General features: G+C 36.6%; 21 protein-coding genes. 8 read left to right on the top strand and 13 right to left on the bottom strand.

The window, feature by feature from the left end:
• The first annotated feature begins 26 nt into the window (after positions 1-26).
• The 4 genes from ACOZBY_RS07660 (at position 27) to ACOZBY_RS07645 (ending at position 3,453) form a co-directional block, all read left to right on the top strand.
• Entirely contained in the window at positions 27-1,367 is a 1,341-nt protein-coding gene (locus ACOZBY_RS07660) for a hemolysin family protein (RefSeq protein ID WP_036162133.1), read from the top strand.
• Between the two features lie 99 nt (positions 1,368-1,466).
• A complete protein-coding gene (locus ACOZBY_RS07655; RefSeq protein ID WP_008178358.1) occupies positions 1,467-1,871 on the top strand; it encodes a hypothetical protein in 405 nt (134 codons plus the stop codon).
• Between the two features lie 128 nt (positions 1,872-1,999).
• The gene (locus tag ACOZBY_RS07650) at positions 2,000-2,449 is read left to right on the top strand and encodes a helix-turn-helix transcriptional regulator (protein ID WP_031416980.1); all 450 of its coding nucleotides are present in this window, start codon (positions 2,000-2,002) and stop codon (positions 2,447-2,449) included.
• Between the two features lie 269 nt (positions 2,450-2,718).
• Positions 2,719-3,453, top strand: a complete 735-nt coding sequence (locus ACOZBY_RS07645) for a metallophosphoesterase (protein WP_281487046.1) — start codon at positions 2,719-2,721, stop codon at positions 3,451-3,453.
• Between the two features lie 16 nt (positions 3,454-3,469).
• Here the strand turns inward: ACOZBY_RS07645 and cyoE are convergent, their stop codons facing one another.
• From cyoE to ACOZBY_RS07620, 5 genes are all read right to left on the bottom strand, one after another.
• Positions 3,470-4,420: a heme o synthase gene (gene cyoE / locus ACOZBY_RS07640; RefSeq protein ID WP_036162134.1), complete on the bottom strand. Its 951-nt coding sequence runs from the start codon at positions 4,418-4,420 to the stop codon at positions 3,470-3,472.
• A 278-nt stretch (positions 4,421-4,698) separates the two neighbouring features.
• The gene (locus ACOZBY_RS07635; protein ID WP_012295197.1) at positions 4,699-5,352 is read right to left on the bottom strand and encodes an alpha/beta hydrolase; all 654 of its coding nucleotides are present in this window, start codon (positions 5,350-5,352) and stop codon (positions 4,699-4,701) included.
• Between the two features lie 42 nt (positions 5,353-5,394).
• Entirely contained in the window at positions 5,395-5,952 is a 558-nt protein-coding gene (locus ACOZBY_RS07630; protein WP_031416987.1) for a hypothetical protein, read from the bottom strand.
• A 140-nt stretch (positions 5,953-6,092) separates the two neighbouring features.
• Positions 6,093-6,794: a tetratricopeptide repeat protein gene (locus ACOZBY_RS07625; protein WP_197149955.1), complete on the bottom strand. Its 702-nt coding sequence runs from the start codon at positions 6,792-6,794 to the stop codon at positions 6,093-6,095.
• A gap of 97 nt (positions 6,795-6,891) precedes the next feature.
• Positions 6,892-7,371: a thioredoxin family protein gene (locus ACOZBY_RS07620; RefSeq protein ID WP_012295200.1), complete on the bottom strand. Its 480-nt coding sequence runs from the start codon at positions 7,369-7,371 to the stop codon at positions 6,892-6,894.
• Positions 7,372-7,564: 193 nt separating this feature from the next.
• Between ACOZBY_RS07620 and ACOZBY_RS07615 the strand changes: the two genes are divergently transcribed.
• Together ACOZBY_RS07615 and ACOZBY_RS07610 are read left to right on the top strand one after the other, a co-directional pair.
• Positions 7,565-9,859 carry a YhgE/Pip family protein gene (locus ACOZBY_RS07615; RefSeq protein WP_422761927.1) on the top strand — a complete coding sequence of 765 codons (2,295 nt, stop codon included), beginning with the start codon at positions 7,565-7,567 and terminating at the stop codon, positions 9,857-9,859.
• A gap of 80 nt (positions 9,860-9,939) precedes the next feature.
• Positions 9,940-10,452, top strand: coding sequence for a PCYCGC motif-containing (lipo)protein (locus ACOZBY_RS07610; protein ID WP_012295202.1), 513 nt, complete (start codon positions 9,940-9,942; stop codon positions 10,450-10,452).
• A 546-nt stretch (positions 10,453-10,998) separates the two neighbouring features.
• Here ACOZBY_RS07610 and ACOZBY_RS07605 read toward each other — a convergent pair.
• The 6 genes from ACOZBY_RS07605 to ACOZBY_RS07580 all read right to left on the bottom strand — a co-directional run bounded on the left by ACOZBY_RS07605 (position 10,999) and on the right by ACOZBY_RS07580 (position 18,444).
• Positions 10,999-13,038, bottom strand: a complete 2,040-nt coding sequence (locus ACOZBY_RS07605) for a cellulose biosynthesis cyclic di-GMP-binding regulatory protein BcsB (RefSeq protein WP_281487044.1) — start codon at positions 13,036-13,038, stop codon at positions 10,999-11,001.
• Positions 13,038-14,309, bottom strand: coding sequence for a glycosyltransferase family 2 protein (locus ACOZBY_RS07600; RefSeq protein WP_036162843.1), 1,272 nt, complete (start codon positions 14,307-14,309; stop codon positions 13,038-13,040). The genes ACOZBY_RS07605 and ACOZBY_RS07600 overlap by 1 nt, the downstream gene beginning before the upstream one ends.
• The gene (locus ACOZBY_RS07595) at positions 14,302-15,744 is read right to left on the bottom strand and encodes a hypothetical protein (protein WP_422761924.1); all 1,443 of its coding nucleotides are present in this window, start codon (positions 15,742-15,744) and stop codon (positions 14,302-14,304) included. Before ACOZBY_RS07595 ends, ACOZBY_RS07600 begins: the two co-directional genes overlap by 8 nt.
• Entirely contained in the window at positions 15,734-16,591 is an 858-nt protein-coding gene (locus ACOZBY_RS07590) for a diguanylate cyclase domain-containing protein (RefSeq protein WP_031416996.1), read from the bottom strand. Before ACOZBY_RS07590 ends, ACOZBY_RS07595 begins: the two co-directional genes overlap by 11 nt.
• Positions 16,572-17,633, bottom strand: coding sequence for a hypothetical protein (locus ACOZBY_RS07585; protein ID WP_422761922.1), 1,062 nt, complete (start codon positions 17,631-17,633; stop codon positions 16,572-16,574). Before ACOZBY_RS07585 ends, ACOZBY_RS07590 begins: the two co-directional genes overlap by 20 nt.
• 274 nt (positions 17,634-17,907) lie before the next feature.
• Positions 17,908-18,444, bottom strand: a complete 537-nt coding sequence (locus ACOZBY_RS07580; RefSeq protein WP_031416998.1) for a hydrolase — start codon at positions 18,442-18,444, stop codon at positions 17,908-17,910.
• A gap of 513 nt (positions 18,445-18,957) precedes the next feature.
• Between ACOZBY_RS07580 and serC the strand changes: the two genes are divergently transcribed.
• Together serC and ACOZBY_RS07570 are read left to right on the top strand one after the other, a co-directional pair.
• A complete protein-coding gene (gene serC / locus ACOZBY_RS07575) occupies positions 18,958-20,046 on the top strand; it encodes a 3-phosphoserine/phosphohydroxythreonine transaminase (protein ID WP_012295210.1) in 1,089 nt (362 codons plus the stop codon).
• A gap of 268 nt (positions 20,047-20,314) precedes the next feature.
• Complete coding sequence (locus tag ACOZBY_RS07570; RefSeq protein ID WP_031417000.1) at positions 20,315-20,674, top strand: hypothetical protein; 360 nt, start codon at positions 20,315-20,317, stop codon at positions 20,672-20,674.
• Positions 20,675-20,744: 70 nt separating this feature from the next.
• On the opposite strand, the gene ACOZBY_RS07565 is transcribed toward ACOZBY_RS07570, so the two are convergent.
• Both ACOZBY_RS07565 and ACOZBY_RS07560 read right to left on the bottom strand, forming a co-directional pair.
• Complete coding sequence (locus ACOZBY_RS07565; RefSeq protein WP_012295212.1) at positions 20,745-21,173, bottom strand: Fur family transcriptional regulator; 429 nt, start codon at positions 21,171-21,173, stop codon at positions 20,745-20,747.
• The gene (locus ACOZBY_RS07560; protein WP_031417001.1) at positions 21,170-22,033 is read right to left on the bottom strand and encodes a metal ABC transporter permease; all 864 of its coding nucleotides are present in this window, start codon (positions 22,031-22,033) and stop codon (positions 21,170-21,172) included. Before ACOZBY_RS07560 ends, ACOZBY_RS07565 begins: the two co-directional genes overlap by 4 nt.
• Positions 22,034-22,042: the final 9 nt, after the last annotated feature.

The raw sequence follows: 22,042 nt of genomic DNA, 5'->3' as shown, positions 1-22,042 counted from the left end.
ACGTTCTGTTTTTACAGAACGACTATTTGGATACCATAATAAACTTATCGATTTTTACCATTTTAATAGCTTTAACAGGTTTTTTCGTGGCAACAGAATTTGCCATTGTAAAGGTTCGTTCCTCAAGACTTGATCAGCTTATTGCAGAGGGCCATAAAAAAGCCATTGCTGCCAAGCAAGTGGTCAATCATTTAGATGAATATTTATCTGCCTGTCAATTAGGGATTACAGTAACAGCTCTTGGTATCGGTATGGTTGGTGAAAAAACGTTTGAATTTATGCTGCACCCTCTTTTCGAAATGATCGGTATTTCAGATAAATATATGACCATCTTTACCATTGGTACAGCCTTTGCAATCGCTACATTTTTACATGTCGTTGTCGGTGAATTAGCCCCGAAAACAGCAGCTATTCAAAAAGCAGAAACAATTACCCTTCTTTTCGCAAAGCCAATCATGTTTTTCTACAAAATCATGTACCCATTCATTTGGTTCTTGAACGGCTCTGCACGCGTTTTGATTGGTTTATTCGGTATGAAGCCTGCAAGTGAGCATGAGCTTTCCCATACGGAGGAAGAACTACGACTATTACTGTCTGAAAGCTTTAAAAGTGGTGAAATCAATAAAACAGAGCTTAAATATGTAAATAACGTCTTTGAGTTTGACGAACGTATTGCTCGTGAAATCATGGTTCCTCGAACAGAAATTGTTGGGATTGAACGAAATGACTCGTTTACAACTATCATCCATCATTTTGCCGCTGAAAAATATACACGTTACCCTATTTATGAGGGCGACCGTGACAATATTTTAGGGTTTATCAATGCCAAGGAATTGTTTACGCACGGTTTACTTGAACAGCTTACAGATGAGACATTAGTCATCGAAGATTTTATTAATCCAGTTATTCGAGTGATTGAAACAATCCCTATTCAAGAATTACTTGTACGAATGCAAAAAGAACGTATTCATATGGCTATTTTAATGGATGAATATGGTGGGACATCTGGTCTGGTAACTGTTGAAGATATTTTAGAAGAGATTGTTGGTGAAATTCGAGATGAATTTGACGATGATGAAATTGCAGATATTCGAAAAATCACAGAAAACCATTATATATTAAATGCTAAAATGCTTGTTGAAGATGTTGAAAATCTACTAAATATAACATTAGAATCTGAGGAAGTTGAAACTTTAGGTGGCTGGTTCTTATCTGTGAATAATGGCATAAAAGCATCTACTAATATTGAGCTTGCCTCTTATATCTTCAGTATCTATGAACAACAAGGACATCAGATACATTATATCGAGGTTCGACCTCTACGAATTAGTGCACCGACACCTGTCATTACAAAGGCACAGCTATAGCCCTATTATCTTAAAACCATATTTTCTCCATTCCATTATTAGCCATTTCAAGCTATAATGAATATAGGAATATGATTCTAGTTTCAGGGGGCTATACACATGACATTGTTTAAACTATATCATTCAGATGGTATACACATTATTACAGACGTAAAAAAACATAAAACAAATATTGAATTAAAAACAATTACAGGTGAAGTATTATATATTATCGTCGTAACAGATGAAAACTACACAGTGTACGACGATCGTTTTGCAGGTGCCTCTAAGCAGTTAAATTCTGTAGAAGCATTTGATATTGATGGCAGTTTCCGTAGCCTAGATTTCGATAATATGCGCGCTTTATTTAAAGAAGCCTTTACAAAGCTATTACAACAAATCGCTGAGTGCGTCCAAAGTAAAGACGAGCTAGTTGATATTGACACACTCCGCCATAAAGTAAGTGCACAAATAAAAGGCATCCATTTTCGTGTCATTTCTGATACGAAAAAATATGAAATTTAACCTCTCACAGACTGTTTATTTTGGACAGTCTGTTTTCTTTTCCCGTTCCTCTCTAGTGGAAACAAAAACACGCTTCTTGACTTTCATGTATAATGGGACATAACAATCTGAAAAAAGGGGTGTTTAGAATGAATCGTGAACAATTAATCACACTCATTTCAGAAAAACTGAAATTAATCCGTACTGAAAGAGCTTTTACTCAGGATCAAATGAGTGACTTACTTGGACTATCCAAAAAAACACTTGTCCAAATTGAAAAGGGGCGTATACAGGCTGGATGGACAACTACTGTTGCCGTATGTACTTTGTTTCGTGACAGTACGATTTTGCAGCATGAACTAGGTGGAGATCCATTAGAGGTAGTGGATTTAATCGCGAATAATGGAACATTACAGCCTAAAGATAAAACAATGGGTGGATACATATGGTGGAAAAATATACATGAGCAAGGAGGGTTTCGACTACAACAAAATATCATTAGCCTTCATTTCCGCATTTTAGACAACAATAATTTTCGTTTAATCTCAACATTTGATGAACAAGTAGCAAAACAAGCATGGGAAAAGCTACAGATGTAACTCTACCGCCATCTACTAGACTCTAGCATAACAGTAGAAGCAGCATTCTTGCTTCTGCTGTTAGTTGTTTGTTTGCCCTCCTCCCCCTCTCACACCCATACACTATAGACAAATATATAAAGCAAAGAAATGACTTGCCATATGATAGAGAGAATGAATTCTGTGAAATTTCTATGAAGGATAGATAGTTGAAGCTAGGAAGGTCGAAATTTGCAGAAATATTTCCTATACTTAATAGTAACCGCTGTGATATTGAAAGGATGGCATACATGAATAGAATTCTAGCAATAAGTGATATACACGGAGAATTAGCGCTTTTTGAAGAATTATTATTAAAAGCAAGCTATAATCCAGAAGAAGATCAACTTTTTTTACTGGGTGATTACATCGACAGAGGCCCTGCTTCTAGCGGCGTGTTAAATTTAGTGAGTGAATTACAAGAAAAAGGAGCACGAGTTCTCCTTGGCAACCACGAGGCGATCATGCTTAATGCATGTCGTTCAGGTCTTGCTAAACCATGGAACCATTGGGTAGGACTTTGTGGTGGAGATGCAACATTGGCAAGCTATGGTTACCAGCTAAGCGATTTTGAGGATGCCATTGCTACCCAAACATTGCCTAACTTTATCAAAACGCTGCCAAAGCTAGAGGAACATTTACAATTAATTGAAAACTTCGAAACATACATTGAATTAGAGGATGCTATATTTGTACATGGCGGAGTTGTACCAGGCGTTGCGATGGCAGAAACAGACCCCATGCAATTACTGTGGATTCGAGAAGAATTTCATGCAGGCTATGAAGGAGATAAAACCGTTATCTTTGGACATACACCTACGTATAGGCTTCACCAAAATCCAACAGATTACAGTGTCTACTTTGGTGAAAACAATATTATCGGTATTGATGGTGGTGCTGTATTTGGTGGCCAATTACACGTATTTGAATGGCCCAGTCGTCAAATAATATCGGTCGAACATAAAAAACCAACAAGTGACGATTAACTTGTTGGTTTTTCCATTAATATAACTTGAAGATAACACCTACTAAAGAGTACACAATAACTGTTGTGAATAATATGGTCATATGGAACAGTGAGAAAACAAACATTTTGGTTGCCCACTTCACTTGATCTTTATTACTATGATAGCCATATATACTCATTACTAGCCATGCAATACTTAATAGTAATGCAACGAGCATAATTCCCACACTTAGGGAACCAAATAAAAAGCTTGATAGAATTAATAAAATTAGATAGAAATTTGTTTGATAATACGTACGGCGCATACCTTTAACAACAGGAAGCATCGGCACGCTTGCTGCTTCATAATCTACACGTTTGCGAATTGCAATGGCATAAAAATGCGGCATTTGCCAAATAACCATAACAAAAAATAAACCTAGTATTGCAGGGTGTGTAATATCTGTCGATACGGCAGACCAGCCAATTAATGGCGGGACAGCACCACTTATACTACCAATTTCTGTATTATAAATCGTACGACGTTTTGTCCACATTGTATAAGGGACTACATATAAAAATACTCCGAGCAAACCAAATGCCGCTGCTAATGGTGACGCAAGCGCCAATACAGCTAAGCCGATGATTAACATAACTATCGCTAATGATAGAGTCGATTTTGCTGACATTTCCCCAGTGACGGTCGGTCTGCTTTGCGTACGAGGCATGATTGCATCGATATCACGGTCATACACATTATTAAAGGCCCCTGCTGCTCCAATGACAAGGGCAGAACCAACTGTCGAAAAAATCATTTCTGGTATATTGTCTATGAACGTCATTTTATTTTTGTACATCCCTAGCGTTAAACCAGCCCACATTGGTATTAAATTGGATTTGATAATTCCTGTTTTGACTGTTTGCGCTAAAATAGTAGAGCGGGACGATTTCCCTCGTGGTTTTGCGGAGGATTGCGGTTTCTGCTCCGAGTTCAGATTTTGTTCCATTTATCTTAATTCCTTTTCTCCATAATTTCGACACGCCACAATCGATAGAAAGCGACAAAATTTGCATCTAGCACATCAAATTATTATTTTACCCCTTTTAGATCTGTTCTGTCTCTAAGTTCACATAAAGTACATGTTTTTATCTAGTAAAGCACGCTCATTCACAACATCTTCTATGATACCACCGACTGGCATGAATTTGAACCTTCTTGCTCGATTCTTATCATTACTATTCAGGAAAAGAAAAAAGCCGAGGCAGAATTTTGCCCCGGTTTCTATTATTGAAGATCTCCTTGAAGTTGCTGGGCCAAAAACGCCACTAGATCACGCATATTATCAGGTGTTACTCCATGCCCATCTGGATATTGCTTAAATGTCACAGTTGCACCAAATTGTTCGAAAACCTCTTTACTTTCCATTCCCCATTGCGACGGAATAACATAATCATAATCGCCATGGGAAATAAAGGCTTGTAAATGTTCAACGGAGCGAATAGAATATTCCTCTGTTACAAATTTAGGTGTATAGCCACTTAATGCGACAATGCCTGTCACTAAATTTCCCATCACAAAGGCTAATGATTGTGCTAGCACAGCCCCCTGACTAAAGCCTAATAAAAATACTTTATGAGGATCCACTTGATATTCATCAATTGCCTCTAATATAAATCGTTGCAATGCCACTAATACTTTATCAAAGATGGCACGATCTGGTTGTCCTACCTCTTGAATAGTGAAAAAAGCATACCCTGGTTTTTGTGTAATGGGTCCACGCAAACTAAATATATGACATTGTTCTTGAAAGTCCTGTACTAATTGTGGTAAGTCCTCTTCATTACTCCCCATCCCATGCAATAAAAAAATAGCTGGGTATTTTTTTGTAGTATCCATATTTGTAGGTGGTGTATGCTTAAAAGTAAATGGTGTATTCATATCTTCAAATTCCCTTCACAGTAAATCTTTGTAACAATGAAGCTACAGTAATTTTGTTTTATTGATTAATCCATCTGTATGGTAGGCAATATATCCATTGACAACACGAATGGTCTCTAGTGGATTTGCGTCAAAAAGTACTTGGGATTGCTCAGGTGTGGACACAAGAACCGTTAATAAATCCATACGCATAGAATGACCAGCAGAGCTATATGCATAGTCGTAGATAATTGCTTCCTCTGTCAGGCCCTCTGTCTCATATTGTTGATGGAACAATTCCTTTACAGTATCCATTTGCTCTGCAACTTGTTGTCGGATACGCATCTGATGCATCAATAATTCCTCTTCTAAAGTTGAGGGCTTCAACCACTTTTTAGCCTCTAGCATGTTCAGAAATTCTTGCTCCCATGCCTGTTCATTCTCAGTAAAGTAGAGCATATTGATCATTAGCATGTCCCAAAAATCAACGGCCGTAGCTGCTGAATTTCGTTGCATTGCAATAGTTTCTTTAAAGTGTTCTTCTACCTTTGTAATATTCATATGTCGAACTAAATGATTACATACGTTTTCAATAAACTTATTTGCCACTTCTTGTGCCATAAAAAATCCGTCCTTTATACTACAAATCATTTTTTCCTATCTTATCATACCATGATTGTGAAATATGGCAACGAAGCCCTCTCTATAGTCATTTTCACAAAAGGATGTCTCCGTTTGTATAGGAAGACATCCTCAATGAACTACGAGAAAACATAGCTATCCATAGTATTCATAGTGTTTTGAATGGCAGCTTTCAATGATTGTTGATGTTCACCACAGGAAGCCAATGCCTCCTCCAAAGCGATTGCAGCATTCGCCATAAACGGTGCCATTTGCAAATCCTTGGCCAATTGAATAAGAACTAATGCCTTATTCCATTTCCAACGAGGGTTTGTTGGATCTAAATTGATCGCCTGTTCCAAATAACCAAGCACATCAAAAGGCATCCATCCAAAGCGGTGCATCGTCTGGCCCGTTATCCCCCAATATACGGCCTTATTTGGATTTTCTTTAACGGCTTGTTGAAAGCAATGTACACTTTCATTGTATTGATGAGCAAATAAAAACAACTCTCCTTGCGTAAAGAAGGATTGAGCTTTTTCATTAGCTGTTCCTGTCTTTGCCACTTCTTCTAATTGCTTAATATTGTCTGCAAATGCTTCTTCAACTTTGATTGATCGTATTTCTACAACCTTATCGGATTCTGGATAGCTTTCGTCCGCACGTTCTACATGCTGCATTTCTTCATAAAGAGTTGGCTTTGGATAATGAGCGAAATCATACTCTTCTAATAAAGCTATATATTTCTGCGCGTATGCTTTTTCCTTTTCATTTGTCACCATTTTTGCCGCCTCATAACATTTCATTAGTTCGCCATTGTAAAAATAATCATCCATTGACATTAAAAATCCCCTCCAGTGTATAACTATTCAGTATTTTTAGTATACACTACAACATAAAAAGAGACTGATCAAAATTTTGATACAGTCTCTTTTAGTGCTATTTTTTTAACACTACCGTGTTTAAGAAGTTGCGTAAGTCCTCTTCTTTAAGTGCCCCTACAAAACGGTTCACTTCTTTTCCATCTTCAAAACGGATAAACGTTGGTGTTGCTTCAATATGATATTTATCCCATAGATCTTCATATTCATAGACGTTCAATTGAGCAATGTCGACACCCAGTTCATCTGCAATTGGCATTAACTCAGGAGTAAATGCTTGACAGTGTACACAAATCGGGCTGAAGAAATAGGCATTGACAGGTTCACCTGCTTTAATTTTTGCCTCTAATTCGTCTGGTAACATAATGTTTTGATAGTTTTTGTCATCTAATTGATCAATTGTTTCTTGTTTAAGCTTTTTATCGCCATAAGGGTTGTTTGCGCTTTCTAGTTTACTTTTGTTTGAGACATTGGTAAGTACAATGATTGCTGCAAATAATACAACAATAACAGAACCAATAATTAATAATTTTTTCACTAGAATAGTGACCTCCTTTTTTACACTAAAATCCTAATTTTAGTGTATCCGGATTGATTATAAAGTGTTTTGAAAACCTAGTAAACTAATTCGCCTTTAAAAAAAGAAATTTCACATTTATAACATAATTTTAAGTATATTTGGGAACATACATATTGAGAGCTCATGCAAAATTTGAATGTGGGGTGATTATATGAAAAATTCGTTTCAGCATGTATTTCAAATTTACACGAAGGATATCCGGAATATTGTCACAAACTGGGTCGTAGCTGTCATTGTAGGCGGATTGATTTTTCTTCCTTCACTCTATGCCTGGCTAAATATCTATGCCTCTATGGACCCATATGCCCACACATCCAATATGAAAATCGCGATTGTTAACGAGGATACAGGAACCACCGTTCGAAATGAAGCGATTAATGTTGGCAATGAAGTCATCGAAAATTTAAAAACCAATGAAAGCTTTACTTGGGAGCTTGATAACGAAAAGCAAGCTATGGAGCATTTGAAAAATGGAGATTATTTTGCCATGATTGTTATTCCTAGTGACTTTTCACAAAAGCTCACCTCCATTCTAACAGATCAACCGACAAAAGCTCATATTGATTATTATGTAAATGAAAAAAAGAATCCAATTGCTCCCAAAATTACAAGTAAAGGAGCAAGTGTCCTCACCCAGCAGGTATCTAGTGAATTTGTATCGACGGTGAATGGTACGTTATTCTCCATTTTTAATACCATTGGTCTCGAAATGGAACGTGACATTCCTGACTTTCGAAAATTTGAAAACTATGTCTTTACCATAGAGCAGCATTTACCTGATATCAATTCATTTTTAGGTCAGGCTTCCCTTGAAGGGAAGGAGGCCGATCAATTACTCAATCGTGCGCTCACACAAATTCCACAAGTGGAACAATTAACAACGAATGGTTTAACTACCATTCAAAAAGGTCTAAATCTTGTGAACGAAGCAGATGCTCTGTTTAATGAACTATCTCCTCTTATCAAAAAGGATGTACAAGCTGTTCAAAATATTGCGCAGCACTTCACAGATATGATAAACAAGCTCAATAGTATTGATCTTGATTCAAGCTCTATCGCCCAAACAAAAGAAGCACTAAAAAATCAATTGTCGACGTCCAAAGAAAATATAGCACATAGTATCCAAACACTTGAGGCACTGCAGAAGTTGATTCAAGCAGATACTTTAACCCGAAATCAGTTACAGGATTCCTTAGACAATATCATCACATCCTTACAGCAAAGTAATGCCCAAGATAATCAGCAAATTATAGAGCAACTTACTGGCATCCGTGATGCCTTGCAAAATAATCCGAGCTTTACCGATTCAACTTTAAACGCCTTAAAAGATCTGCAACAACTAAACACTTTACATGCAGATATCCTTACAAAAATTGAACAATTACAGCCAATTGATAAAGAAGTTATTCAACAAGACATTATAGCGATTCAGAAGAGGGCACAAAATGCCACGGCTAATTTGCAAAAGTTTTTGGTCTACTATAACGATCATCTGGAGCCACAAATCCGCTCAACATTGTCTAGTGCTAAAAGTACATTATCAAGCGCATCTTCCATGTTGACGGATGTAAAACAATTCATACCCCAGGCAACTGATAAATTGACACAAGCAAAAAATACGTTAGGAACGGCTAATAATGCGCTACAAAAAATTCAAGGAGAGTTCCCTACGCTGAGTACAAAAATCAAAGACTTAGCCACTAAACTTCGAACTTTAGAAAATGAAGCTGATATTTCTGAGATTGTGCAATTATTAAAGAATGATGTCAATGCCGAGCGTGATTTCTTTGAAGAGCCCATTAAACTAAAGGAACATCGAATATTCCCTATTGCAAACTACGGAACAGCGATGACACCATTTTACACAGTGCTGTCCATCTGGGTCGGTTGTTTATTATTAATTTCACTATTATCCGTAAATCTTCATGAGAACTCACCTTATAGTATTCGTGAAATTTATTTTGGTCGCTTACTAACATTTGCAACTTTTTCTATTATTCAGACCCTTATTATTACAATTGGTGATACTTTTTTAGTTGACGGCTCTATTCAGGCACCCACTTATTTTATCTTGTTTGGACTTTTGATTAGCGTAGTATTTGTAACAGTTGTGTATACATTAGTCTCAGTCTTTGGAAATGTTGGAAAGGCTTTAGCGATTGTCATGCTTGTTTTACAAATTGCGGGCTCTGGTGGAACATATCCTGTTGAATTACTGCCAAGGTTCTTCCAAATTATTAACCCATTTTTACCTTTTACGTATGCAATTGAAATGATGCGTGAGGCTGTGGGAGGCATTATTTGGTCAACGGTATGGATAGATCTCCTTTTCTTAGTTGGTTTCTGGTTTGTCTTTATCCTATTCGGCTTTTTCTTAAAAAAGTTACTGAGCGAAAAAATAGAACATTTTATGAACAAAACACGCGGGCTAGATATATTTCATTGAGCTTCAACTAGGCTTCATGTAAATGTTTATGAGAACGATGTTATAATGGAAGTATTGTAAACATGTAGGAGGCGCTATCGTTGAAGAAAAGGGTTTCTATTTTTATTGTTTTGGCGTTAATGTTATTAAGTGCTTGTGGAGAAAATACGAAAAATGTTGAAAATGAACATGTAGCTACAGAGGGGGAAGCGTCCCACGAAGGGGATAGTCATGCTTCAGGTGATATTCAGGAAGAAACAGCTTCAGCAAACGTTCTTCCATCGTTTTTAGAGGATAAACAAGAAAATATTCGCTTAGTGTATCAAGTCGCTGGACAATCTACAGAAATTCTTGAATGGATGCCATGTTATTGTGGATGTGGTGAATCTTCTGGCCACAAAAGTAATTTAAACTGCTTTATTCAGGAAAAACGTGAGGATGGATCCATCGTCTGGGATGATCATGGCACTCGTTGTTTAGTCTGTTTAGAAATTGCTGTACAGTCAGCTAAAATGCATCAGGATGGCAAGAGTCTAAAAGAAATTCGCCAGTTTATTGATGAGACTTATAAAGAAGGCTATGCAAAACCAACACCAACTGATATGCCAGCATAAAAAAAGCAACGTCCATCGAGAAATTCACTCTCGATGGATTTTGTCATTTTTTCTTTCTTTTTTATTTCCGATATTCGGTAAATCACTGTCGATTTCAATATACGCTTCGAGCATAGTTGCTCTTCTTAAGCTATTTGCCATATTTTCTTTCAATTCATGGCAGCAAAAGTAAGCATCCATCGCCTGCATGGACAATTTGTAAGGAAGATAAATGAAAAATCTATAGCAGCTTCGAGTTTTCGCACTAAATAATCTTTGGGAACTCTTTGATCCTCCGTTAACAGTTCTAATGGTTCACATTCATTGATTGGATTATTCGTCATTATGGGTGATTGGAACGAAGGGCGGCGACTCCTGCTGGAAAGTCTAAATCCTGGACTGAGCGGATGTTTTCTGTGCAAAAGCAAAGCGGTAGCATCAAGCAACTCACGTCCGCCTCTAGTGGAAATCAACGGCTTTACTTCATTTTTAAAAAAAAGACTGTAGGCAAACTCAAAATTCAATGAGTTTGACTATAGTCTGACGCAAAGTCGCTTAACCTCGCTTTTATTGTTTCACTTGATTTTTCTTTCTTTTCCGAAGGCTGACATATAAAATCACTGCAATGATCATTATTAATCCTACAAATTCTGCAATTAGGATAAATGAAATTTCTCCTTTTTTATCCGTTTTTACATCATTTTTATTAACGTTTTGATTTACTGCTACGACAAACTGTCCTTCTTTTGTTTCAATCGCTGCACCTGCTTGCGAATCAGTCTCTTTCAGGTGTGCAAAAAAGTCCCCTTTTACAGAAGCATTCTCTAACGTTTGAATCCACAATAACGGCCGCTTTTTCTGCCAGAAGTTCCTAGTCATATAAGCATATTGTCCAATTGCCTCAGGTAAAAAGCCTTGTTGGATTAACTGCTCCGATGAATGTGGAATATGGGTACCATTTTTGGAAAGCCATTTGAGCTGCTTCATGTCCCCCATGAAAATGACCGCATGCTTTTGTAAATCTTCTTCTGTGACGTCTTTGTCATTCATAAGCGTGATGTTAGCCATTTTACCATTCATCATTAATGCTTTATACATTGATACCATCGTGACATCATCCATGCTTTCATTATCAGGAACCACCATTAATGTATGATCATGAAAGGAATTCGGAAAATCACGTAGAGTAAAGGTCGGTTCAGCTACATCTTTAGTAATAGATAAAGTACTATCACTATCTATATATAACCAATAACGTTCATTCGTCGTTTCACATGGATCCTCTAATTGAAAGCCTGTTACTTCGAACTGAATATCTGTCATGGATTGTTGATTAAGAACATTGGTTTGAATAGGTAGTAAAGCTTCATACATATCTGTAGTAGTTTGCTTTATCTTTCGTACATCTACCGAGTGTGGGACATTATTAATATAAGCAATCAATTCAAGCTTCCGATCGTCATCTTCATAATGGTCCGGTATACTGGCTGATTTCTTTAATATTAATCGCATGACCGCTTCTTTATTAGCCTCTAATTGTGGCAAGGAAACATAATAACGCGGAGTCATCGTTAATTGACTAGACAATGTTTGGCTTTCAAAGCCAAACTGCTTAAAGGAAATCGTTGTATCTGAAGTGCTGTCTATTTTCGGTAAATCTTTAATAGCTAATGTATTTCCGATTAATTGCTCGGATAATCTAGACTCTGTTAAAAAGGATAATCGTTCCTCAATCGCTTTAGCACTCTTAGAAGTCACAGCCAAAATAGGGAGCCGGCGATTGGAATTTGTATTTAGTAATTCCTGTATAGATAATGTCATGGTGTCGTCACTAACATTGATTTTAGCTAATACATTTTTAATTAAGCTTGTACTAAATTCCTGTTGTGAGCCTACGATAACAATAGGACCAGACACTTGATTGACCGCGTCTTCCCGTTGTATCTGTACATTCGTATCACCATGCTCCGATAAATAAGCAGCGAGCTGGTATCCACTATTTAAAGTCGCTCCAGAAGCTTTCTTTGGTAAAATAACTGTTGTTTCATATCCCTCATAGCCCAAAAATGCAGTTGGATAATTAGCTAAGGTCCATGCAGGGTTCTCCTCGCTAAAGGCGGAAATGGAAGATAGGATATCGATACGTAACCAATTACCTGCATTACCAGGTGGCACACAAATACCTTCTTTTAAAATCCCATAAAAACTTGCAGTAATCTTGTGAGTCCCTTTTAATAAAGCCTCTTTCGGAAGATTTACCACAATGTTTTGCTTGAGCGAATCGGCTTTTAATGGCACCGATATAATCGCTACATCATCCACTTTTACGGTAAAGGAGGATGGTGCTATAAGTAGCTCTGAATGTTGAATTTGAAAGGTTACCTGCTGGCCATTTTGTTTCACATCATCTACTAGATTATAATAAAAATCTCTCGACGAAGAAGGTCCCTGTAATTCAATGGGCTGTGATAATAATGGCTTGTTTTGCTTCTGATTACCTTCTATTGCCATTGTATTATCATCTACGGTAATGGTAGCCGCAACAGCGTCGTTTGTAAAACATAAAAAGCCTATAAAAGTAAGTAGATAGAAAAATTTGGCTCTCATTATTCCGCTCCTTTATCTGTTTGCTTTGAAAATCGTTCAGTTTTATACCATTGCACTTCTTGTCCGGTAAACATGCGCTTTATTTCTAAAAATAATGACCATACGACTAATACGATCCACATTTGAGAATAAGTAAAATACATAAGAATGACATATAAAAAATTCTTTTTATTCATTTCAGTTTTTTCAATACTTAAAGTAATCATTACTTCTCCTAGAAATAGTAAAAAGGCTAGTACCCATAAAACAAGAGCAATATCACCTACGGTTAAACCAATGTCATAAAATAAATTAATAACAAATAAAGCATTGGATAAAATAACGCCAAAGAAAAATAAGAAATATGTGAAGAAGAAGTAAAATAAATCAAATATAATACTTTTTCTTTTTAAGGTGAAAAATTGGCTTAAAAACTTCAGAACCACATATTGATTGCCCCTTGCCCACCTTGTTCGTTGTTTCCACCAAACTTTTAATGTCTCTGGCTCCTGCTCCCAAGTAATAGCTTTTGGGAAAAATCGAATATGATAGCCTAAATTATAGACACGGATGGTCAGCTCAGTGTCCTCTGCTAATGCTTTGACATCCCATCCACCTAACTGCTCTAAAACTGTACGGCGGATTGCAAAATTAGTACCAGGAATGGTCGCTACTTTAAACCACTTCCAACGACCTCCCTGAGCCATCCACTGGAAGCAAATCGTCTCTATATTAATAAACCTTGTCAACCATGTTTCAGCCGCATTGATGACACGAAACTTCCCTACAGTTGCAGCAGCTTTAGGGTCATTCATGAGACCCATTACTAAATACCAAACTGCCATGCGTTCAGGTGTATTATCGGCATCATAGACCACTACAATGTCTCCTGTCGAATCCGCTAACGCAGAATTTAATGCCGAGGATTTACCCTTCCCTTTGTTCGGCTCCACGGTTTCAATGACTCGCATAAATGGAAACTTTTCAGCATACTGCAAGGCAATATTTCCAGTTTCATCAGAGGAATTATCATTAATAACAATCACCTCTAATTTATCTTTTGGATAATACAAACGAGACATAGCCCGTAAAGTTTGCTCAATTACGAGTGCTTCATTATGAGCAGGAATAAAAACACTGACAGAGGGTACATCGGTCATTTTTTTAGACCATTCATCGATCGGTTTTTCAAATAAACGAAAATGTAAATAGCCTCCCTCCATTAAAAACATATGGTAGAGCAGCATAATCCAAATGAGGAAAAGTGAAATAAAAAATAAAAGATTAGCCAGTTGTCTTCCTCTCCTCAAATAATCTCTTACGCAATGTGATTCGTAAACGTAAGGTGCTTATAAAAAATAATGTAACAAACAAAGAAACAATAAGGACAAGTACCCATAAAATTAATTCGAATGGCCGTTCATCGAATACAATATTTAAACGCTCTGTTTTAGAAAAAGTTAGGTCAATGGTCTGTTCACCATCTTTATGTTGGACGATTGTAACATTCTCTGACTTTACTTGTTGGTTTGTTTGTCGGAAATTCATGAGTTCTAGCTGAGGATGCCCTTTTAGCACATCAACGAGTTCTTGAACATAGGATGCATTTACATAAGCAGGGTATTGAATGCCGATCATTGAACTGGGAACCTGTAATAAATAATCTATTTTTTGTTTCACAGTATACAAAGGATTGATGTCTGTATCAGAAATGCTTCCCACCGTCATTGGATAAATGGTCCGGTTGTCCATTTGTTTAATATAGAAGGATTGACCTTCTTCCTCGATACTTCCTTTAAATAGGCTACTCTCTTCACGGCTTATCGCCGGATAAATTTTCCGGAGTGCTAAATATTCAAGACTTTTTTCAGGTGATGTAGAGGAAGAAAGGATAAAAGGATAACCTTCAATTTGTAGCTTTTGTAAATAACTTAATAATTTTTTATTATCATGTAAATAATATATATTTTTTTCAAATTTATCCAATAATATAGGTGTTACCTCAAGAGCAATAGGCACACTATTTCTAGTGAATTCCTTTACTACCTTTTCTAACTTTTTCACATCTGTTTTCATATTAATATCTGATAGTACAATAAAAGCAGGATGTGACTGAGGCTTGGGTAATTGCAGCAAGTCACCCATAACACTAGGCCATTGATATTGTAAAGTCCCTCTATTGACAAAATCTCCGATATAAGCCCAATTGTTCTTTTTAACGATGAAAGGATACGATTCATTCATGGAAGAAGCCCTATTCATGACTTCGAAATCAGCAGATGGTAGAACACTTTTCCATTTCACAGGATTGTCTAAACTCTCTCCCCCAATTGTTCGTAGCTCCACTATTTGACCTTGCTGCCATTTAGCAAAGGGACTGAATTGAAGAGCATTCTCACCAATTAGAATCGCAGAACCCTGAAAACGATTCACCGCTGCTAGAGCCTTTCCAGGAATAGCTGTTGGATAAGCATTTAAAATAACCAGGCGTTTATATCGTTGTAGCATCTGTTCATCTATTTCTTCAATCGCTAAAACATCCACGGACGTATATACTTGAAGCATTTCTTGCAATGCCATTACATCAAGATTTGGTTGTTGAGTACTTGTAACAAAGATTAATGCTATATCTTTGTCATCTTGGACAGCAAATACAGTCTCACTTGATATGAAAGTATAAAAACAAAGCATTCCAATGGCGAACCATAAGTTGTATTTAGAGCGCACTTGTTTTCATCTCTCTTTCTAATTCTGTTAAAAAATCATCAAATGTTGCTTCCATCAATGGACGATAGGTAATAAAGCTTGTTTTATAATTAAGTGTTACCCATTTGCCATTGACCAATTGATGGTTTTTTAATGCTTGATCTAGTTTGTCATAAATAACTTCCATATGCTGTTCTGTTGTATCGATTAATAGCAAACCTATATGGTTTTCACGAAAACGAAACTTTTTATCAGTTTGTCTGACCGTTTGTTGAATTCGTTGTGAAAGCTGTTGCCATAAATGCTGTACCTCTTTCGCACCATACAGCTTTTGGAATTTATCATAATTTTCAAGCTTTAAAATCATAAAGACAAACGTATGTTTATGTCGGTCTGACCTACGCATTTCTTCATTGACACTTATACGCATTCTCGTTTCATTATCAAATCCTGTTTCCACATCAATGGCTACATAATTTCTAACATCGTCTTGCAGTTTTTTTAAATAGTTTCTCTGTTCTCTCATTAATTCATGCACCTTACCAGCACAAAGAATGAGGATCAATAGCAGAATCCCATAAGCGAAAAACATTTGCATGGAAAAAGTAGTGTTTAGAAAAATGACGGCTCCTGCTATTCCTGTATATAGTAATGTAGAGCCCGTTATAAAAATAAAGATAAGGCTACTAACAAGCCCAAATACAGTCCCCCTCCAAAGGGTAAGTACAATGAGAATCATTAAAAAAATATATAATAATATGCCTTCAGCATCCTGACGGAGTAAAAAATAAGCTGGTATTTGTAACAATAAAATGAGTAACGTTCCATAAAGCAAAATAGCTCTATTTCTATTCATTGTGGTACGCATTTTTTACCTCCCTTTCTGCTAATAGTGGTAGCAAATTATCAAAACTATGCGTTAACTTTGTATTTTTATCGACATAACCTGATGAAGGATCTTTTAGTGCTATCATCTTCTCCATGAACTGCTGAGCTAATTGCTGTTCATTTAACGCCAGCATATATCTTGCTGCCATGGCATAAACAGCGGGCGATTCAAAGGTAACGGTCGGTTGATTTGTTTGAGCACTATAACGACCATAGAGTCTGCCATCTCTTTTCAAAAGCTTTAACAGCCAGTTTTTAAATGGAATTGTGTCCCCATCCATCGAAGCAAGATGATAGGCTGTATATAATTGATCAATCATATGCAATTCCTCGTCGAACACATAACTTTTGGAGGAAAGGTCAAAATATTTTGGGAAAAATCCTGCCTCAGCTATAGGAGCATTTTGTAAAATATCTAACTGATATTGAACTTGTTGTGGAGATAATAGGTCATGCTGTTCCATCTTCTGAAAAGCAGAAGGCATAATATAGCTTATGGTTAAAGTAGTTGCTTTATCATGACTGCTGACATCCACAAAATCGACAAACAGCTCTTGATTCATCCCATACTGAACCAAATTTTCTCCAATTTTTTTACCCAATTGTTCATAATCTGAATCATGCCACTTCTCACTTGCATCTAGTAACACTCGAATAATACGTAGATCATCGATTAGTGCATTCACAGAAGCTTTTTTAGTATCTTCTAATCGCCATACAATAAAGTCATTTGACAAAAAATACAATTTCAATACATCAACCTGTTCATCAAAACGTGCATGATCACCTTTTTCTACTAGATAAGCAAGCCATAGCCCAACCGATTCAGATAAAAATACATCCTTTTGGTTAGCTAAATCTGTGCGTAACAATCCTTTTTCATTCATTAAATCTTCAATGACAAATTGTTCCGTCTGCGAAATTGCGGGTTCTTTTTGTAATGCTACCTCATTTCCATTACAGCTTATTAAAAGAAAAAGAACACTAGTTATTAAAAAAAACCCTTTAAAAATTTTTATCATTGTTATCTTCCTCATTAAGAGTTATTTTTCTATAATGAAATCCAGATTTTATCATGTAGTATACTACAATTAGAATGGCTAAGATTTTATATGAATAGAATCATACTTTAAATATACTCTAAAAAAAAATGCCCAAACGAGGTCTATAGACCCATCAGGCATTACACAATTATTCTACAAAAACTATATTTTTTTAATTTCCTTTTTAAAGCAAGATTGTAAATTGTCATTCCTATTATTTTTGATACAGACCAATGGGTACAACTTATTGGTATCACTTCACAAGCTGTAAGATTGTTTTAAAATGTTCATGGTCTGCTCGTTGCAAAAGTTCATATAAAATCATTTCCATACTCGTTGGATAAATACCTAGGGCACTCATTTTAGCTAATCCGACTTCCTTATTGGCCTTTGTTCGTGAAGAAACAGCATCTACCACTACTTCAACTTCAAATCCTTGTTCTTTCAGTTGTCTAGCTGTTTGGTATACGCAAATATGCGTTTCAATGCCCGTAACAATAAATTGAGAACGTCCACTTTCCTTTATTGCTTTCACAAATTCGTCTTCTTCCCATGCACTAAAAGCCATCTTAGCAATAGCTTGTCCTTGTAAATGTTGTGCTATATCGAGTGCCGTACCGCCTAAACGACTTGGGTTTTGTTCTAGCCATAAAACAGGGACTTTCAGTGCTTCCATTGCTTGTATCAGCTTAGCAATATTGGCAATCGTTGCTTCATTTTCATCAACAATCGTTGCTAGCTTTCCCTGCACATCTACGACTACTAAACAAGCATTTTCTACTGTAAACATTATGAACACCCCTTTACTATTCTCAATCTATTATACAAAAACTTACTAGGTAATGGGTTAATTTCATACATTTTCATGCATCGTCTTCATAAATAATCGTTTTATTTTCTAGTCTATCCTTTTCTATAACTCCAACAAGAATGACTTTTTCTACAGATACAAAATCCGAACATTAAACCGTTCGCAATCGACTGAATTTATTTTAATTACGAAAATTCTAACTTTATTACCTATGAAATTATACTTTTTGTTCGTATTTGAATTAAAAACGTCTGTTAATTGTGTACATTTTGTTGCGAGGCTGTCGCTATTCTGCTCAAATATTAAGAATTTTATTTTTTCTCTTGAAAATTAAGTTATAATCCAGTAAAGTTCTGTTATCCCGCTTTAATGGTCCTATTTGCTAATGATTGTTCTTAGACGATTAAAGCCCGATCAGTACAGTGTATATTCAGCAGTTCATAGCCACTGGATAAAATTTCACATATTAACCAAACAAGGAGTGTACCCACTTTGACACAACGTGCATACAATTTCAACGCAGGTCCATCTGCTCTGCCCCAAGAAGTATTAGAAAAAGCTCAACAACAATTAGTAGACTTCCGTGACTCAGGTATGTCGATTATGGAAATGAGCCATCGTAGTGCCATTTTCGATGAAGTACATAACGAAGCTATCGCCTTATTGAAAAAGCTATATGCAATACCTGAAAATTACGAGGTGCTATTTTTACAAGGGGGGGCTAGCCTCCAATTTACAATGGTGCCAATGAACTTCCTATCTACTGACCAAAAAGCAAGTTATGTATTATCAGGCTCTTGGTCTGAGAAGGCATTCAAGGAGGCTAAATTTTTCGGTACACCTGTGGAGGCTGCTAGCACGAAAGACAACCAATACCGCAATATTCCTGCCCTAGCAGACATTCAGTTCGATGAAGATGATGCCTATGTGCACATCACTTCTAATAATACTATTTACGGTACACAGTGGAGAGATTATCCAGATACGGGAAATGTACCATTAGTTGCCGATATGTCTAGTGATATTCTTTCTAAACCAATTGATATTCAGAAATTTGGACTTATTTATGCAGGTGCTCAAAAAAACCTAGGTCCTTCAGGTGTTACAGTTGTTATTATACGCAAAGATCTTCTTGAAAAAGCAAATAAAAGTATTCCAACAATGCTTAAATATACAACACATGCTGATAGTAATTCTTTATATAATACACCACCTACATTTGGTATCTATATGCTAGGCGAAGTGTTGAAATGGGTAGAATCTAATGGTGGAGTCACTGCAGTTGAGAAGCGCAATGAATTAAAGGCTAAAGTTATTTATGATGCGATTGACAATAGCAACGGCTTCTATAAAGGCCATGCCACTCCAGAGAGCCGTTCACTTATGAATATTACATTCCGTGTAGCCGATGAGGAGCTTGAAAAACAATTCCTAGCGGAAGCAAAAGCAGCTGGCTTTGTAGGGCTAAATGGCCATCGTTCTGTAGGTGGCTGTCGTGCGTCAACTTATAATGCTGTGCCATTAGAGGCTTGTGAAGCTTTAAGAGACTTTATGGTCGATTTCCAACAAAAACATCAATAATGTTATGAAAAATGACGATGAGTTACGTTTCTGTAATGACTCGTCTTTTTTTTTGTTTCCAATGATAATCTATCCCCATACAAATATCATTATTAGATTTTTATAGCAAAATTTACTTTTAGGACTTTGCACAATGCCAAAGTTTTAGAGAAAAATATAGATTTTTATGCGGACTATCGGACAGATTACCAGCCTCTATCTATTTACTAAACATAGATTATTACTGTAAGGATACTCTTACGAACATAGAGGAAGGGAGGTCTGAACGATGGAGGATAGACGATATACAACACAGATGAACTGGCAAGGTTGTAAATGTCCAAAAAAGGAAGAGAAATGTTGTCCACGAAAAGAAGAAAAATGCCCTTGTCAAAAAGAAGAAAAATGTACACCGAAAATGAGCAGCAATTGTAGAGGCTGTATTTGTCAGCAATTAAGAAAATTAGAGCTAGCTACTACACTAGACATCTTCTTATCTGGAGGTATTAGCTTCTTAGGTGTGACTTTCATTTCTTTCGATCCAAGAAATTGCTGTGCTTACTTCCTTGAGCCAGGTGCGGCTGCTGCTTCACCTTTAATTGTAGACTGTAATAAAATTGTTGCGATTCGTAGAGTAGCAGTAGCTTAATAAAATTAGAGAGGGTACATTCCTATAAGGAACAACCCTCTCTTTTACATAAAAAAACTCTGTCCATTTTTTAAGGTGACAGAGTTTCTTGCTTACAGTCCGGGCATTTCCCATATATTTCAAACTTATGATTTTCAATTTCATAGTCAGGTAGTTTTTCTCCTAACATTTCCATCGGACAAAGATTGAGCTCTTTGACATTTCCACAATCCATACAAATAAAATGATGGTGATGATGTGCGGATTCACAGTGCATTCGGAAATTACGTTCTCCAGATAGCTCTGTTTCCTCTAAAATCCCTAGCTTCACAAATGTAGCAAGGTTGCGGTAAATGGTATCAAAACTCATTCCCGGAAAATCCTTCTTTAAAACATCCAATAAATCACGGGCGGTTAGATATTTATCTGTTGCTGCAAACATATCTAATATTAACTCCCGCTTATCTGTTTTTTTAAAACCATTTTCTTTTAAAATTTCCCACGCTCTTGAAACATTCATTGTGCTACCTCCCCTTGCTTCGCAGCCATTTTAAATGCTACTTTCTTTCCAAGAATCACAAGTAGCAATATCAAAATCGAAGTGACAACAATTGTACCTCCCGGCGCTAAATCCAAATAAAACGCACTAATCAGACCGATTAATACAGCCGTTTCACCAAAAACAATAGCATAAAAGATAGTTTGCTTAAAGCCTTTTGCTAATCGCATAGCTGCTGCAACCGGTAACGTCATTAATGATGATACAAGTAAAATACCTACAATGCGCATACTTGCAGCAATGACAAGGGCAGTCACAATCATAAACAATAGATGCACCCATCGTGCTGGAAGGCCGCTTGCTTTTGCATACTCTTCATCAAAGGATAAAACAAATAATTCTTTAAAAAATAAAAACAAAAAGAGGATGACGACAGCAGCAATTCCAATCACTACCCAAAGATCTTGGCGGGATACAGCTGATACTGAGCCAAACAGATAACTCATTAAATCTGTGCTAAAGCCGCTGGCAAGCGATATAAAGATAGCGCTTATACCTATACCGCCTGACATAATGATGGGTATAGCTAACTCCTCATAGTGCTTATATAAACGTCTTAGACGCTCAATTAAAATAGAACCACTAACAGACGCTAAAATCCCTAGATAAATAGGGTTGAGCAACGCTAAGGCGGTCACAGATTGGCTAATATATAAGCTCCCTGCTATTCCAGCAAGTGTGACATGTGACAAAGCATCGGCAATAAGCGATAGCCTTCGTACTACAATAAAAACGCCTAATAGTGGGGCAAGTATGCCAATTAATAATCCAGAGAAAAAGGCGTTTTGTAAAAATTCATAATGTAAAATTGCTTCAATCATTGTGCCTTC

The organism is Lysinibacillus sp. NPDC056220, assembly GCF_049315265.1.
Classification (GTDB): Bacteria; Bacillota; Bacilli; order Bacillales_A; family Planococcaceae; genus Lysinibacillus; species Lysinibacillus pinottii.
This window is presented reverse-complemented; position numbering and strand designations above follow the sequence as displayed.

Bases quoted from the DNA above. Each gene is read 5' to 3' on its own strand.
- ACOZBY_RS07655 (WP_008178358.1), top strand. From the start codon at position 1,467: ATGACATTGTTTAAACTATATCATTCAGATGGTATACACATTATTACA.
- ACOZBY_RS07650 (WP_031416980.1), top strand. From the start codon at position 2,000: ATGAATCGTGAACAATTAATCACACTCATTTCAGAAAAACTGAAATTA.
- ACOZBY_RS07645 (WP_281487046.1), top strand. From the start codon at position 2,719: ATGAATAGAATTCTAGCAATAAGTGATATACACGGAGAATTAGCGCTT.
- cyoE (WP_036162134.1), bottom strand. From the start codon at position 4,420: ATGGAACAAAATCTGAACTCGGAGCAGAAACCGCAATCCTCCGCAAAA.
- ACOZBY_RS07635 (WP_012295197.1), bottom strand. From the start codon at position 5,352: ATGAATACACCATTTACTTTTAAGCATACACCACCTACAAATATGGAT.
- ACOZBY_RS07630 (WP_031416987.1), bottom strand. From the start codon at position 5,952: ATGGCACAAGAAGTGGCAAATAAGTTTATTGAAAACGTATGTAATCAT.
- ACOZBY_RS07625 (WP_197149955.1), bottom strand. From the start codon at position 6,794: ATGTCAATGGATGATTATTTTTACAATGGCGAACTAATGAAATGTTAT.
- ACOZBY_RS07615 (WP_422761927.1), top strand. From the start codon at position 7,565: ATGAAAAATTCGTTTCAGCATGTATTTCAAATTTACACGAAGGATATC.
- ACOZBY_RS07605 (WP_281487044.1), bottom strand. From the start codon at position 13,038: ATGAGAGCCAAATTTTTCTATCTACTTACTTTTATAGGCTTTTTATGT.
- ACOZBY_RS07590 (WP_031416996.1), bottom strand. From the start codon at position 16,591: ATGCGTACCACAATGAATAGAAATAGAGCTATTTTGCTTTATGGAACG.
- ACOZBY_RS07585 (WP_422761922.1), bottom strand. From the start codon at position 17,633: ATGATAAAAATTTTTAAAGGGTTTTTTTTAATAACTAGTGTTCTTTTT.
- ACOZBY_RS07580 (WP_031416998.1), bottom strand. From the start codon at position 18,444: ATGTTTACAGTAGAAAATGCTTGTTTAGTAGTCGTAGATGTGCAGGGA.
- ACOZBY_RS07570 (WP_031417000.1), top strand. From the start codon at position 20,315: ATGGAGGATAGACGATATACAACACAGATGAACTGGCAAGGTTGTAAA.
- ACOZBY_RS07565 (WP_012295212.1), bottom strand. From the start codon at position 21,173: ATGAATGTTTCAAGAGCGTGGGAAATTTTAAAAGAAAATGGTTTTAAA.
- ACOZBY_RS07560 (WP_031417001.1), bottom strand. From the start codon at position 22,033: ATGATTGAAGCAATTTTACATTATGAATTTTTACAAAACGCCTTTTTC.